Source organism: Rhizobium aouanii, from assembly GCF_037002925.1.
Lineage (GTDB): Bacteria > Pseudomonadota > Alphaproteobacteria > Rhizobiales > Rhizobiaceae > Rhizobium > Rhizobium aouanii.
On record NZ_JBAMYD010000003.1, the window covers coordinates 336,443 to 351,744 of the forward strand.

12 protein-coding genes are annotated in these 15,302 nt (G+C 61.7%); 11 read left to right on the forward strand and 1 reads right to left on the reverse strand.

Annotated features, from left to right (window positions below):
* Nucleotides 1-9: 9 nt before the first annotated feature.
* The 11 genes from V8P77_RS07510 (at nt 10) to V8P77_RS07560 (ending at nt 13,075) form a co-directional block, all read left to right on the forward strand.
* Nucleotides 10-1,095, forward strand: coding sequence for an ABC transporter permease (locus V8P77_RS07510; RefSeq protein WP_335911452.1), 1,086 nt, complete (start codon nt 10-12; stop codon nt 1,093-1,095).
* Complete coding sequence (locus V8P77_RS07515) at nt 1,092-2,012, forward strand: ABC transporter permease (RefSeq protein WP_131630452.1); 921 nt, start codon at nt 1,092-1,094, stop codon at nt 2,010-2,012. The genes V8P77_RS07510 and V8P77_RS07515 overlap by 4 nt, the downstream gene beginning before the upstream one ends.
* A 47-nt stretch (nt 2,013-2,059) precedes the next feature.
* Nucleotides 2,060-3,136 (forward strand): BMP family ABC transporter substrate-binding protein, encoded by a 1,077-nt coding sequence (locus V8P77_RS07520; protein ID WP_335911453.1) that lies wholly within the window; start codon nt 2,060-2,062, stop codon nt 3,134-3,136.
* Nucleotides 3,137-3,281: 145 nt separating this feature from the next.
* Nucleotides 3,282-4,244 (forward strand): galactofuranose ABC transporter, galactofuranose-binding protein YtfQ, encoded by a 963-nt coding sequence (gene ytfQ / locus V8P77_RS07525; RefSeq protein WP_003539585.1) that lies wholly within the window; start codon nt 3,282-3,284, stop codon nt 4,242-4,244.
* 228 nt (nt 4,245-4,472) lie between these two features.
* Nucleotides 4,473-5,996, forward strand: a complete 1,524-nt coding sequence (ytfR, locus tag V8P77_RS07530) for a galactofuranose ABC transporter, ATP-binding protein YtfR (RefSeq protein ID WP_335911454.1) — start codon at nt 4,473-4,475, stop codon at nt 5,994-5,996.
* A complete protein-coding gene (locus V8P77_RS07535) occupies nt 5,993-7,003 on the forward strand; it encodes an ABC transporter permease (protein WP_335911455.1) in 1,011 nt (336 codons plus the stop codon). Before ytfR ends, V8P77_RS07535 begins: the two co-directional genes overlap by 4 nt.
* Nucleotides 7,000-7,968 (forward strand): galactofuranose ABC transporter, permease protein YjfF, encoded by a 969-nt coding sequence (gene yjfF, locus V8P77_RS07540; protein ID WP_335911456.1) that lies wholly within the window; start codon nt 7,000-7,002, stop codon nt 7,966-7,968. The genes V8P77_RS07535 and yjfF overlap by 4 nt, the downstream gene beginning before the upstream one ends.
* Nucleotides 7,969-7,984: 16 nt before the next feature.
* Nucleotides 7,985-8,770 (forward strand): FadR/GntR family transcriptional regulator, encoded by a 786-nt coding sequence (locus V8P77_RS07545; RefSeq protein ID WP_335911457.1) that lies wholly within the window; start codon nt 7,985-7,987, stop codon nt 8,768-8,770.
* A gap of 164 nt (nt 8,771-8,934) precedes the next feature.
* Nucleotides 8,935-10,296 carry a bifunctional UDP-N-acetylglucosamine diphosphorylase/glucosamine-1-phosphate N-acetyltransferase GlmU gene (glmU, locus tag V8P77_RS07550; RefSeq protein ID WP_335911458.1) on the forward strand — a complete coding sequence of 454 codons (1,362 nt, stop codon included), beginning with the start codon at nt 8,935-8,937 and terminating at the stop codon, nt 10,294-10,296.
* A 109-nt stretch (nt 10,297-10,405) separates the two neighbouring features.
* Entirely contained in the window at nt 10,406-12,232 is a 1,827-nt protein-coding gene (glmS, locus tag V8P77_RS07555; protein WP_335911459.1) for a glutamine--fructose-6-phosphate transaminase (isomerizing), read from the forward strand.
* 135 nt (nt 12,233-12,367) lie between these two features.
* Entirely contained in the window at nt 12,368-13,075 is a 708-nt protein-coding gene (locus tag V8P77_RS07560) for a DUF502 domain-containing protein (RefSeq protein ID WP_025394528.1), read from the forward strand.
* Nucleotides 13,076-13,156: 81 nt separating this feature from the next.
* On the opposite strand, the gene recG is transcribed toward V8P77_RS07560, so the two are convergent.
* Nucleotides 13,157-15,262, reverse strand: coding sequence for an ATP-dependent DNA helicase RecG (gene recG, locus V8P77_RS07565; RefSeq protein WP_335911460.1), 2,106 nt, complete (start codon nt 15,260-15,262; stop codon nt 13,157-13,159).
* Nucleotides 15,263-15,302 lie beyond the last annotated feature (40 nt).

Below are 15,302 nucleotides of genomic sequence, written 5' to 3' on the forward strand. Positions count from 1 at the left end.
AGGCAGCCCATGCGCATTGAACTGGAAAAACGCCCCGACGTTTCGAAGCTCTTCGGCTTCGTCTCGCCGCTCCTCGCCCTTGTTCTGACGCTCACTTTCGGCGCCATCATGTTCGCCTTGCTCGGCAAGGATCCGGTTGGCGCGCTGAGCGCGTTCTTCGTCGAACCGCTGCTCGAGGTCTGGTCGCTGCATGAGCTGGCGATCAAGGCCGCCCCACTGATCCTGATCGCCGTCGGCCTGGCCGTCTGTTATCGCTCGAACAACTGGAATATCGGCGCCGAAGGCCAGTTCACCATCGGCGCCATCACGGGATCGTATCTGCCGATCATCTTCTACGATTGGCATTCGCCGTTGGTACTGCCGCTGATGCTGATATTGGGCGCGCTCGGCGGTGCCCTCTTCGCCGCCGTTCCGGCGCTGCTGAAGGCGCATTTCAACACCAATGAGATCCTGACATCGCTGATGCTGGTCTATATCGCCCAGCTCTTCCTCGACTGGCTGATCCGCGGCGCCTGGCGCGATCCGAAGGGCTTCAACTTTCCGGTTTCCCGTGATTTCCCGCCGGAGGCGGTGCTGCCGGCGATCTGGGAAGAGTCGGGCCGCGCCCATTGGGCCTTCATCTTCGCCATTGTCGCCGCAATCGGCGCCTGGTTCATGCTGCGTTATACGCTGAAAGGCTTCGAGATCGTCGTGCTCGGCCAATCGGAACGGGCAGGGCGCTTTGCCGGATTCTCGTCGAAGAAGATGATCTGGTTCAGCTTTCTCTTCTCTGGCGCTCTTGCCGGCCTTGCTGGCATCAGCGAGGTTTCCGGCTCGATCGGCCATTTGCAGCCGGCGATCTCGCCGGGCTACGGCTTCACCGCCATTATCGTCGCCTTCCTCGGCCGCCTCAATCCGCTCGGCATCATTGCATCGGGCCTGGTGCTGGCGCTGACCTATCTCGGGGGCGAGGCGGCACAGCTTTCGCTCGGCGTTTCCGACAAGGTCACCCGCGTCTTCCAGGGGCTGCTGCTCTTCTTCGTGCTCTCCTGCGATACGCTGATTTATTACAAAATCCGCCTGGTCTGGTCGCGGGTCGGGGGCAGGGCGGCATGAGCATCTTTGAAGCGATTCTGCTGACCGTCATCACCGCCTCCACGCCGCTCGTCATCGCCGCACTTGGCGAACTGGTGACCGAGCGCTCCGGCGTTCTCAATCTCGGCGTCGAGGGCATGATGATCATGGGCGCGGTCGGTGCCTTTGCCACGGCACAGCTCACCGGCTCGGCCTATATCGGCATTGTCGGCGGCGTCGTCAGCGGCGCGCTGTTTTCGCTGCTCTTCGCCTTCCTGACGTTGACGCTCGTCGCCAATCAGGTGGCGACAGGCCTTGCGATGACGATCCTGGGCCTCGGCGCCTCCGGCATGCTCGGCGAGGCCTTCGTCGGCGCGCCCGGCGTCCGGCTGCTGCCGATCGAAATCCCGGTGCTTTCGGCCATTCCCTATGTCGGAACGGTCCTCTTCAAGCAGGATCTGATCTTCTACCTGTCGATCCTGCTCGTTATCGCCGTCAACTGGTTCCTCTTCAAGAGTCGCACCGGACTGAAGATCCGCGCCATCGGCGACAATCACGCCTCGGCACATGCGCTCGGTATCGACGTCATCCGCATGCGCTACCTTGCCGTGATGTTCGGCGGCGCCTGCGCCGGCCTTGCCGGCGCGCAGTTGTCGCTGATCTATACGCCGCAATGGACAGAGAACATGTCCGGCGGGCGCGGCTGGATCGCGCTGGCGCTCGTCGTCTTCGCTTCCTGGCGGCCTTGGCGCCTGCTGGCCGGCGGTTATCTTTTTGGGGCGGTAACGATCCTGCAATTGCACGCGCAGGCCTTCGGCATCGGCATTCCTTCGCAGTTCCTCTCGATGCTGCCCTATGCGGCGACAGTTGTGGTCCTCATCATCATCTCGCATAATCGGCGCACGACGTTGATCAATACGCCGGCCTCGCTCGGCAAAGCCTTCGTGCCGGACCGGTGAACAACAACAAGACAGGTTTCGAAAACTTCCAACCAACAGGGATCAATATGAAAAAACTAGCACTTGCTCTCGCAGCGACAGCTGCCCTCGTCCTGAGCATCGGTTCGGCCGCCGAGGCGGCTGATAAGACCAAGGTCTGCTTCGTTTATGTCGGCACCCGCACCGACGGCGGCTGGACGCAGGCCCATGAGAACGGGCGCCTCCAGATCGAGAAGGAATTCGGCGACAAGATCGAGACGCCCTACCTCGAAAGCGTTCCGGAAGGCCCGGATGCCGAACGCGCCATCGAGCGCATGGCCCGCTCCGGTTGCTCGCTGATTTTCACCACGTCCTTCGGTTTCATGGACCCGACTATTGCCGTCGCCAAGAAGTTCCCGAAAGTGAAGTTCGAGCATGCGACAGGCTTCAAGGCCGCCGACAATGTCGCGACCTACAATTCCCGCTTCTATGAAGGCCGCTACATCAGTGGCATTATCGCCGGGAAGCTCTCGAAAACCGGCACGGCCGGCTATATCGCCTCCTTCCCGATTCCCGAGGTGGTGATGGGCATCAATGCCTTCGAAATCGGCGCCAAGTCGGTCAATCCGAACTTCAAGATGAAGGTTATCTGGGTAAACACCTGGTTCGACCCGGGCAAGGAAGCCGATGCCGCCAAGGCGCTGATCGACCAGGGCGTCGATATCCTCACCCAGCACACGGACACGACCGCGCCAATGCAGGTCGCCGAGCAGCGCGGCGTCAAGGCCTTCGGCCAGGCTTCCGACATGATCAAGGCTGGTCCGAACGTCCAGCTGACCGCGATCATCGACACTTGGGGCAATTATTACGTCAAGCGCGTCAAGGCGCTTCTCGACGGCACCTGGAAGTCAGAGCAGAGCTGGGATGGCCTCAAGGACGGCATCCTGACGATGGCGCCCTACACCAACATGCCCGACGACGTGAAGAAACTCGCCGAGGAGACAGAAGCCAAGATCAAATCAGGCGAACTGCATCCCTTCACCGGTCCGATCAACAAGCAGGACGGCACGCCGTGGCTGAAGGCCGGCGAGAAGGCCGATGACGGCACGCTGCTTGGCATGAACTTCTATGTCGAAGGTGTGGACGACAAGCTGCCGGGTAAATAATCCGCACGTCCATCTCGCAAATGCGAAGGGCGCCTCTGTAGGGCGCCCTTTTTGCTGCAGTGCATCCCAAGATTCCGATTTACAAAAGTAATACTATATGATTTTTTGACCGTGCGCCGCGAGGAGCGGCATTTGGGAGGAAATCATGAAATTGAAGACTGCACTTTTGAGTGCCACGATTCTGGCTGCCTGCATGTTCGGTTCGGCTTCGGCCGCCGGCCTCACTGTCGGCTTCTCGCAGATCGGCTCGGAATCGGGCTGGCGTGCGGCTGAAACGACCGTGACCAAGGAACAGGCCAAGAAGCGCGGCATCGATCTGAAGTTTGCCGATGCGCAGCAGAAGCAGGAAAACCAGATCAAGGCTCTGCGCTCCTTCATTGCTCAGGGCGTCGATGCCATTCTCATTGCTCCGGTCGTTGAAACCGGTTGGGATGACGTTCTCAAGGAAGCCAAGGAAGCCGAAATCCCGGTCATCCTTCTTGACCGTACCATCAAGGCTCCGGATGATCTCTACCTGACGGCGGTGACGTCGGACCTGGTCCATGAAGGCAAGGTTGCAGGCGACTTCCTGGTCAAGACCGTCGGCGACAAGAAGTGCAATGTCGTCGAGCTTCAGGGCACCACCGGTTCGTCGCCGGCCATCGCCCGCAAGAAGGGCTTCGAAGAGGCCCTTGCAGGCCACGACAACCTCAAGATCGTTCGCAGCCAGACCGGTGACTTCACCCGCACCAAGGGCAAGGAAGTCATGGAAAGCTTCCTGAAGGCCGAGAATGGCGGCAAGGATATCTGCGCTCTCTACGCCCATAACGACGACATGGCCGTCGGCGCCATTCAGGCGATCAAGGAAGCCGGTCTGAAGCCCGGCAAGGATATCCTCGTCGTCTCCATCGACGCCGTGCCGGATATCTTCAAGGCCATGTCCGAAGGCGAGGCCAATGCCACGGTCGAGCTGACGCCGAATATGGCTGGTCCGGCCTTCGATGCGCTCGAAGCCTATCTGAAGGACAAGAAGGCTCCGGCCAAGTGGATCCAGACCGAGTCGAAGCTCTACACGCCGGCCGACGAGCCGATGAAGGTCTACGAAGAGAAGAAGGGTCAGGGCTACTGATCTGATGTGACGCCGCTGTATAATTCCTGAAATCGGAATTCGATTTCCGGCTAAAATCATGCAGCAACTCAAAGCGCTACAGCGTCCTTATGCGTCTCGAAAAGGCGAGGGCGCTGTAGAACCGCACCGGCCCGTCATGGACCGGTGCGGAACTGCCTTTGCCGCCTTGGGACGTCATGTCCGGCCGCGGCGCGGCTTTTGCCGTCAATATCAGGAAAACAGACCCTTATGATTCACGATTTCGAGAACGTTCTTGCGGCCTCCGGAATATCGAAATTCTTTCCTGGCGCAGTGGCGCTGGATAAGGTCGATTTCACGCTCCGCAGAGGCGAGGTGCACGCATTGCTGGGCGAGAACGGCGCCGGCAAGTCGACGCTGATCAAGTGCATCACCGGCGCCTATCATCGTGACGAGGGCAGCCTGACGCTGGACGGCCAGGAAATCAATCCGGCCAATACGCTCGCCGCCCAGAAGCTCGGCATCGGCACGGTCTACCAGGAGGTCAATCTCCTTTCCAATCTGAGCGTTGCCGAAAATCTCTTTCTCGGGCGCCAGCCAAGGCGCTTCGGCATGACCGACGTGCGTGCGATGAACCGCAAGGCGCGTGAGTTGCTCGCCGGCTACGGCGTCGATATCGACGTCACCGCCGAGCTCGGCCGTTTCTCCGTCGCCGTCCAGCAGGTGGTTGCCATCGCCCGTGCCGTCGATCTTTCCGGCAAGGTGCTGATCCTCGATGAGCCCACTGCAAGTCTCGATAATCAGGAAGTGGCGCTGCTCTTCCGCATCATCGACGACCTGAAGAAGCGCGGCCTGGGCATCGTCTTCATCACCCATTTTCTCGAGCAGGTCTATGCGATCAGCGACCGTATTACCGTGCTGCGCAACGGCAAGCTCGTCGGCACCCGCGATGTCGCCGATCTGCCGCGCCAAGGCCTGATCGCCATGATGCTCGGCCGCGAACTGGCCCATGTCGAGGAGACCGTCAGGGAACACAACCTTGCGGCGGGTGATGTTCGATACCGTTTTTCAGGCTACGGCAAACGTGGCAAGGTCAAACCTTTCGATCTCGATGTGCGCGCTGGAGAAGTGGTCGGCGTCGCCGGGCTGCTCGGTTCCGGCCGCACCGAAACCGCCGAACTGCTCTTCGGCATCGAGCATGCCGACAGCGGCAGCGCCACGATCGACGGCCAGCCGGTCACGCTTTCGAGCCCCCGCGCGGCGATCGCAAAGGGTTTCGGTTTCTGCCCGGAGGACCGCAAGACCGATGGCATCATCGGCGACCTGTCGATCAGGGAGAACATTGCCCTGGCGCTGCAGGCCCGCCGCGGCTGGACGCGGCCGCTGTCGCGCGCCGAGCAGAATACGCTTGCCGACCGCTACATCAAGGCGCTCGATATTCGCACCACCGATCGCGAAAAACCGATCCGGCTACTGTCCGGCGGCAACCAGCAGAAGGCGATCCTCGCCCGCTGGCTGGCGACCAATCCGAAGTTTCTGATCCTCGACGAGCCGACCCGCGGCATCGATGTCGGTGCCCATGCCGAGATCATCCGGCTCATCGAAGAGCTCTGTGCCGGTGGCATGTCGCTGATCGTGATTTCCTCGGAACTTGAAGAGCTTGTCGCCTATAGTTCACGTGTCATCGTACTTCGCGACAGACAGCATATCGCCGAGCTGACAGGCGAGCGTATCACCGCTGCCGGCATCGTCGATGCCATCGCTGCGGCCGAGCACAAGATGGAGGATGCATGAGGTTCTCGCTGAGAGCGCTGACATATCGCCTGGCGCCGCAATTGATTGCGCTCGTTGTCATTCTTCTGTTGAATTTCATCACGTCACCGCAGTTTTTTAATGTTGTGGTTCAGAATGACCGGCTTTATGGGAGCCTGATCGACGTCCTGAACCGCGGCGCGCCGGTGGCGCTGCTGGCGATCGGCATGACGCTGGTCATCGCCACCAAGGGCATCGACCTGTCCGTCGGTGCTGTCATCGCGATCTGCGGCGCCGTCGCCGCCTCGTCGATTGTCTCAGGAAATTCAGTCTCATATACCATTATCCTGACGCTTGCGATCGGGCTTGCCTGCGGTGTCTGGAACGGTTTCCTGGTGGCAGTCCTCAATATCCAGCCGATCATCGCCACGCTGGTGCTGATGGTGGCCGGCCGCGGCATCGCCCAGTTGATCACTGAAGGCGCCATCCTGACCTTCAACGATGATGGGCTCACCTTCTTCGGCAGCGGTTCGCTGGCTCTCCTGCCGATGCCTGTCGTCATCTGGCTTCTCGTCGGCCTGCTCGTCATCCTGCTCGTCCGCCGCACGGCGCTCGGCATGCTGATCGAGGCCGTCGGCATCAATCGCCGCGCCAGCACGCTCTCCGGCATTCAAACGCCGGTGCTGCTGATGGCGGTCTATATGCTGAGCGGGATCTGCGCCTCGATCGCGGGCATCATCGTCGCAGCCGACATCAAGGGCGCCGATGCCAACAATGCCGGCCTGTGGCTGGAACTGGACGCGATCCTCGCCGTCGTTGTCGGCGGCAATTCGCTGCTCGGCGGCCGCTTCAGCATTCTCGGATCGCTGATCGGCGCGATGATCATCCAGGCGGTGAATACCGGCATCCTCTCCGCCGGCTTCCCGCCTGAATTCAACCTGATCATCAAGGCCGTCATCATTATCGTCATTCTCGTCATCCAGTCGCCGGCGGTACAATCGCTCGCTATCTTCGCCAGCCGCCGGCAGGGCAGGGAGCAGCTGAAATGAACTCGAAATACCTGCCGCTGCTTGCGACCATCGTCATCTTCGTGCTCGCCTATGCCGGCTGCGCGCTGCAATATCCGAACATTCTGTCGACGCGCGTCATCGGCAATCTTTTGACCGACAACGCCTTTCTCGGTATCGCTGCCGTCGGCATGACCTTCGTCATCATTTCGGGCGGCATCGATCTGTCGATCGGCTCGGTCATCGCCTTTACCGGCGTCTTCCTCGCGGTGATCCTTGAGAATACCTCGATCCATCCGCTGCTCGCCTTCGCGATCGTGCTCGTCATCACCACCGCCTTCGGCGCTGTCATGGGCGCGATCATCCACTATCTCGAAATGCCGGCCTTCATCGTGACACTTGCCGGCATGTTCCTGGCGCGCGGCATGGCCTTCGTGCTCTCGATCGACAGCATCCCGATCAACCACGAATATTATTCGACGCTGACGAGCCTCTATTACCGTCTGCCCGGTGGCGGGCGGCTGACGCTGATCGGCGGCATCATGCTTCTAGTCTTTGCCGTCGGCATCTTCATCGCCCAGCGCACCCGCTTCGGCACCAATGTCTATGCGCTCGGCGGCGGCACGCAGACGGCGCGGCTGATGGGCGTGCCGGTCGGCCGCACGACAATCCAGATCTATGCGTTGTCGGGTTTTCTGGCGGGTCTATCCGGGATCGTTTTTTCGCTGTACACCTCTGCCGGATATTCTCTTGCAGCAGTCGGCGTCGAACTCGATGCCATCGCGGCGGTCGTCATCGGAGGGACGCTGCTGACGGGAGGAGCGGGATTCGTGGCGGGAACCTTGATCGGTATCCTGATCCAGGGGCTCATTCAGACCTACATCACCTTCGACGGCACACTGTCGAGCTGGTGGACCAAGATCCTGATTGGCCTTTTGCTGTTTGCATTCATCCTGATGCAGAAAGCCATCCTGTTCGTTTCCAGTCTGAACAAGAGGTACGCCTGAGGGGGAGACGGATCGCTTGCGCTACAAATTGGACGAGACACGTAAAACGGGGCGCAGAACGCGAACGAGCCACGCTCAGGTCGTCGACGAACTCGGCAAGGCGATCGTCGCCGGCACCTATCCCGTCGGCTCGATCCTGCCGGGCGATACGGAACTGGCGCAGCGTTTCAAAGTGTCCCGCACCGTGTTGCGCGAGACGATGAAGACGCTCGCCGCCAAAGGGATGGTCGTCGCCAAGGCCCGGGTCGGCACGCGTGTGACCGAGAAGAATCTCTGGAACATGTTCGACAGCGAAATTATCGCCTGGCATTTCGACAACGGCGTGACGGAAGAATTCCTGCTGCAGCTCTACGATATTCGTCTCGCCTTCGAACCCTTCGCCGCCGGTCTCGTCGCTGAACGGGCGAATGCCGAGGAGATCGAGACGCTGCGCGGGCTGGCGCTCGATATGGCAGCGGCCGGTCATACGGCCGACAGCCTGGCACTCGCCGACCTTCGTTTTCACCTGGCGATCGCCGAAGCCTCGCACAATCCCTTCATGCGGACACTAGGGAGCCTCATCGAAGCAGCCCTCGTCGGCATGTTCAGGATGAGCACGCCGCCAACCGAAAACGGCTTCGCCAATATCGCCGATACCCATATGCGCATCGTCGATGCGATTGTTTCCGGCGATAACGCCGCCGCGCGCCGTGCGATGGAGGACGTCATCCTGGACGGTCGCATTCATGTGCATGAAGCTTTCGCAGCCCGCGGGTCCGGGACCGTCGAAGGGTCGATTTCAGCCGCCATTTCACCCTTGTGAGGGCTTTGTTTGTCTGCAGCGCCGCGCATCTTTCGAGAGGCGCAAAGCAGGCTGCAGCACTTTGAATGGCTGCATGATTTTATCCTTAAATCGATTCCGATTTAAGGAATTATGCAGTATGAGGCGATAAAGCCGCCTCATGGCGCGGATTCGCGGAGCAAATCATGGAACGCACTTGTCTTGCCGTCATCCTTGCCGCCGGTGACAGCACGCGGATGAAATCCTCGAAATCGAAGGTCCTGCATCCGGTCGCCGGTCGGCCGATGATCGCCCATGTCGTCGAGGCGGTCGCCTCCGCCGGCATCTCGTCCGTCGCCCTTGTCGTCGGCCGCGATGCCGAGGACGTCGCAAAGGCGGCAAGCATCGACGGCGTCGGCATCGAATCCTGTCTGCAGAAGGAACGCCTCGGCACCGGCCACGCGGTGCTGGCAGCGCGCGAAGCGATCGCCAAGGGTTATGACGATATCCTCGTCACCTATGGCGACGTGCCGCTGCAAACCGACGCACCGCTGAAGGCCGCCCGCCAGGGCCTTGCCGATGGCAGCGATGTCGTCGTCATCGGCTTCCACACCGACCGCCCGACCGGCTACGGCCGCCTGCTCGTCAAGGATGGCGAACTCATCGCCATTCGCGAGGAGAAGGACGCGACCGATGCTGAGCGCGCTGTGACCTGGTGCAACAGCGGGCTGATGGCGATCAACGGCAGAAAGGCGCTCGATCTTCTCTCGCGCATCGGCAATGCCAATGCCAAGGGCGAATTCTATCTGACCGATCTTGTCGAGATCGCCCGTTCGCTCGGCGGACGCGTCACCGCGGTCGATGCTCCCGAGATCGAGATGACCGGCTGCAACAATCGGGCCGAACTCGCCGTCATCGAGCGCTTCTGGCAGGAGCGCCGCCGCCACGAGATGATGCTTTCCGGCGTCACCATGATCGCGCCGGAAACGGTCTTTCTCGCCTATGATACCGTCATCGGCCAGGATGCGCTGATCGAGCCGAACGTTGTCTTCGGTCCTGGTGCTGTGATCGACAGCGGCGCCGTCATCCATGCCTTCTCACATATCGAAGGCGCGCATGTCAGCCAGGGCGCGACCGTCGGCCCTTTTGCGCGGCTGCGTCCGGGTGCGGATCTCGGGACCGGTTCGAAGGTCGGCAATTTCTGCGAGGTCAAGAACGGCAGGCTCGGCGAGGGCGCCAAGGTTAACCACCTGACTTACATCGGTGATGCCGTCATCGGCGCCGGCAGCAATATCGGCGCCGGCACGATCACCTGCAACTATGACGGCGTCAACAAGAGCGAAACGGTGATCGGCGAAAACGCCTTCATCGGTTCCAATTCCTCGCTGGTCGCGCCGGTGACGATCGGCGACGGCGCCTATATCGGCTCGGGCAGTGTCATCACCGTCAACGTGCCGGCCGACGCGCTGGCGCTCGGCCGCGCCCGGCAGGAGATCAAGCCCGGCCGCGCGACGTTGCTGCGTGAACGTGCGCTCGCCATCAAGGCGGCGAAAAAGGCGAAAGCCTGACCGGCCTTGCGTAACCGGCGGAAATTGAAAGTGACCGCCGAGGTGATTGAGAAATAAGCAAGAATCGTTAGGACTGGCCTCGTTGTCGAAGCCTTTATGGGGATACTATATGTGCGGCATTGTGGGGATCGTCGGAACTGCGCCTGTTGCGGGGCGCCTGGTCGATGCGCTGAAGCGTCTCGAATATCGCGGTTACGATTCCGCCGGTGTCGCCACCATTCATGACGGCGTGATGGCTCGCCGCCGCGCCGAGGGCAAGCTGTTCAATCTGGAAAAGCGCCTCGACAGCGAACCGCTGCCCGGCACCGTCGGCATCGCCCACACGCGCTGGGCGACCCATGGCGTGCCGAACGAGACCAATGCCCATCCGCATTTCGTCGAAGGCGTCGCCGTCGTCCATAACGGCATCATCGAGAATTTTTCCGAGCTTCGCGACGAGTTGACCGAAGAGGGTTCGGTTTTCAAAACCCAGACCGATACCGAAGTCGTTGCCCATCTGATGGCGAAATATTTGCGCGAAGGCCTGGAGCCCCGCGCCGCCATGCTGAAGATGCTGAACCGGGTGACCGGCGCCTATGCGCTGGCCATCATGCTCAAGGCCGATCCCGGCACGATCATGGCTGCCCGTTCCGGCCCGCCGCTTGCCGTCGGCTATGGCCGCGGCGAGATGTTCCTCGGCTCGGACGCGATCGCGCTTTCGCCCTTCACCAACGAGATCACCTATCTCGTCGACGGCGATTGCGCCATCCTCACCCGCGACGGTGTCGCCGTGCTCGATTTCGCCGGCAAGCCGGTCAAACGCGCCCGGCAGATCTCGCAGGCGACTGCCTATGTCGTCGACAAGGGCAACCACCGCCACTTCATGGAAAAGGAAATCTACGAGCAGCCGGAGGTGATCTCTCACGCTCTCAGCCACTATGTCGATTTCGCCGAGAATACGATCGGCGCCAATGCCGCCGCGATCGACTTCAAGGCGGCGACCGGCCTTGCGATCTCGGCCTGCGGCACTGCCTATCTCGCCGGCCTCGTCGGCAAATACTGGTTCGAGCGTTATGCCCGCCTGCCGGTTGAGATCGACGTCGCCTCCGAGTTCCGATACCGCGAAATGCCGCTGTCGCCGTCGCAGGCAGCCCTCTTCATCTCGCAGTCCGGTGAGACCGCCGATACGCTGGCATGCTTGCGTTATTGCCGCGACAACGGCTTGAAGATAGGCGCCGTCGTCAATGTCCGCGAATCGACGATCGCGCGCGAATCCGACGCCGTCTTCCCGATCATGGCCGGCCCCGAAATCGGCGTCGCCTCGACCAAGGCCTTCACCTGCCAGCTTGCCGTGCTGGCAGCGCTGGCGATCGGCGCCGGCAAGGCGCGCGGCACGGTGAGTGCTGACGAGGAGAGGGCGCTGGTGCGCCATCTTGCCGAAATGCCGCGCATCATGAGCCGGGTGCTGAACCTCATCCAGCCGCAGATGGAAAGCCTGTCGCGGGAGCTGTCGAAGTGCAAGGACGTGCTCTATCTCGGCCGCGGCACCAGCTTCCCGCTCGCCATGGAAGGCGCGCTGAAGCTCAAGGAGATTTCCTATATCCACGCCGAAGGTTACGCCGCCGGCGAGTTGAAGCACGGACCGATCGCGCTGATCGACGAGAACATGCCTGTTATCGTCATCGCCCCCTACGACCGTTTCTTCGAAAAAACCGTCTCGAACATGCAGGAGGTCGCGGCCCGCGGCGGCCGCATCATCTTCATCACCGACGAGGCCGGTGCGGCGGCCTCGAAACTGCCGACGATGGCAACAATCACCCTGCCTGTGGTCGACGAAATCATCGCACCGATGATCTTCTCGCTGCCGATCCAATTGCTCGCCTATCACACCGCCGTCTTCATGGGCACCGATGTCGACCAGCCGCGCAACCTGGCGAAATCCGTGACCGTGGAATAAGCCTGCAGCACCGGGACCGTCCCGCCGAAACATATTGTGCGGCGTCCCGAATTCTGGCAATTTTGGTGTGCGGACAAGGGGGAAGGGCCGGCGTTCCGGCCCGTCCAGGACTGATATGGAGTTCATCAGGAAACGATGGCCGACAACACCCCCAGAATGCCGGTCGCGACGCGGCTGAGGAATAATTTTCTCGCAGGACTGATCATCTGCGCCCCGATCGCGATTACCATCTGGCTGACCTGGACCTTCATCCACTGGTCGGACAGCTGGGTCAGGCCCTATATTCCGGCACGCTGGAATCCGGAAAGCTATCTCAATTTTGCCATTCCCGGTTTCGGCCTGTTGACTGCCGTCGTGCTGATCACTGTCGTCGGCTTTCTCGGCAAGAACCTCATCGGCCAGAGCATCGTTGGTTTCGGCGAATCGATCGTCCAGCGCATGCCGCTGGTGCGGACGATCTACAGAAGCGTGAAGCAGATTTTCGAAACCGTGCTGAAGGAGCAGTCGAACTCCTTCAAGAAAGTCGGCCTCATCGAATATCCAAGTCCCGGTCTCTGGGCACTGGTTTTCGTCGCCACCGACGCCAAAGGTGAAATCGCGTCGAAGTTCAATGCCATGGGCCAGGATATGGTGGCGGTCTTCCTACCGCCGACGCCGGTGCCGACGGCTGGTTTCCTCGTCTTCGTTCCGCGTGAGAAGATCGTCTTGCTCGACATGTCGCCGGAGGATGCCGCCAAGTTCCTGATTTCGGGCGGTCTGGTGGCTCCTGAAACCCCGCAGCCGGAGCCGAAGCAGAAGCATTTGCCGCGGCCGAAGCCGGTGGCGGTTTCCAAGGCTGAATGATGCATGTCGCCCAAAAGTGTTCGGCGGTTTTGGGATAACGACATGCATAGAACAAAGACTTAAAGCGCGCCTCGGCGCGCTTTAGCCCGCTCTCAAGAACCGGATCGCTTCGTCGCGGCGGAAAAGATAGAGCAGGGTGCGGATCGCCGTTCCCCTCTCCGTGGTCAATTCCGGATCCCGCTCGATCAGGTAAGCCGCATCCTTGCGGGCGATCTCCAACAGGTCGGCATGCGCCTCGAGACTGGCGATGCGAAAGCCCGGCGTGCCGGATTGCCGTGTGCCGAGCAACTCGCCTTCACCGCGCAGCTTCAGATCCTCCTCGGCAATACGGAAGCCGTCCTCCGTCTCCCGCATGATCGAGAGCCTGGCATGGCCGGTCTCGCCGAGCGGCCCCTTGTAGAGCAGGATGCAGGTCGAGGCCTCGTCGCCGCGCCCGACGCGGCCGCGCAGCTGATGCAATTGCGCCAGGCCGAAACGCTCGGCATGTTCGATCACCATGATCGTCGCGTCCGGCACGTCGACGCCGACCTCGACGACGGTGGTGGCGACGAGCAGCCGGGTCTCGCCGTTCTTGAACGCCATCATCGCCCCGTCCTTCTCCGGCCCGCTCATGCGGCCGTGGATCAGGCCGATGCCCGGGCCAAGTGCCGAGACCAACGTCGCATGCCGCTCCTCGGCCGACATCAGGTCGAGCTCTTCGGACTCCTCGACCAGCGGACAGATCCAGTATGCCTTCTTGCCCTCGGTGATCGCGCCTTGCAGTCGGCCGACGATTTCGCCGGTCCGTTCCATCGGTACGGTGATCGTCTGGATCGGCTTGCGGCCGGCCGGTTTCTCGGTGAGCTTGGAGACGTCCATATCGCCGAAGGCGGCAAGCACCAGCGTGCGCGGGATCGGCGTCGCCGTCATGACAAGCATATGCGGCGAGAGGCCCTTGGCGGTCAGCCGCAGGCGCTGATGCACGCCGAAACGGTGCTGCTCGTCGACGACGGCAAGCATCAGATTGGCGTAGGCGACGCTGTCCTGGAACAGCGCATGCGTGCCGATGATGATCTGGGCAGCACCCGAGGCGATACGCTCCAGGATTTCCTCCCTCTCGCGTCCCTTGGTTCGCCCGGTCAGCACCTCGATGCCGAGCCCGGCGGAGGCGGCGAATTTCGAGATCGTTGCGTGGTGTTGCCGCGCCAGGATTTCGGTCGGCGCCATCAGCACGGCCTGGCCGCCGCTCTCGATCACCGCCGCCATCGCCATCAGCGCCACCAGCGTTTTGCCGGAACCGACATCGCCCTGCAGCAGCCGCAGCATGCGCTCGTTGCCGGCCATGTCCTTCAAAACCTCGGCGATCGCCTCGTTCTGGCTTGATGTGAGCGAGAAGGGCAAGGTCTTCAGGATCTTGCTGCTGATGGCGCCGGTCGCAGTGACTGGCTGGCCCGCCACCTTACGCAGCCTCTGCCGGACCAGGCTCAGCGACAGCTGGCCGGCGAGGAACTCGTCATAGGCAAGCCGCCGCCGGGCAGGGGCCTGCGGGTCGATATCGCTGGGATCGCGCGGCTCGTGCAGCATGTGGAAGCTGTCGCGGATCGACGGCAGGCCCTGCTTCTCGGTCAGCGCCAGGTCGATCCATTCCGGCAGCTCGGGAAAACGCGGCAGGCCGGCGTCGATGATCTTGCGCAGCGTCTTCGGCGAAAGCCCCGCCGTCAGCGGATAGATCGGCTCGACCAGCGGCAGGCTCTCCGTCTCGTCGGCCCTGACGATATAGTCGGGATGTACCATCGAGGCGCGACCGTGGAACCAGTCGATCTTGCCGCTGACCGTCACCTCCGCGTCAACAGGCAGCTGCTTTTCCAGCCATGCCGCCTGTCCGCGGAAGAAGACCAGCGTCAGCTCGCCGGTCTCGTCATGCAGGAAGACGCGGTAGGGAATATTGCTTTTGCCGCGCGGCGGCACCTGGTGCCGGTCGACGCGCGCCGTGATCGTCACGATCGCACCCTGCGGCGCGCGGGCGATGCCTGGTTGGTTGCGCCGGTCGATCAGCGAGAAGGGCGCGTGGAAGAGCAGATCGATGACCCGGCAATCCTCCAGCGTCTCGCGCCCGAGCAGCTTGACCAACAGGTCGGCGATCTTCGGTCCGACGCCCGGAAGGCCCGAAATAGGGGAAAACAGAGGATCGAGAATGGCGGGGCGCATGCGGCCAAAATGCGATGAACAATGCGGCCTTGGCAAGGCT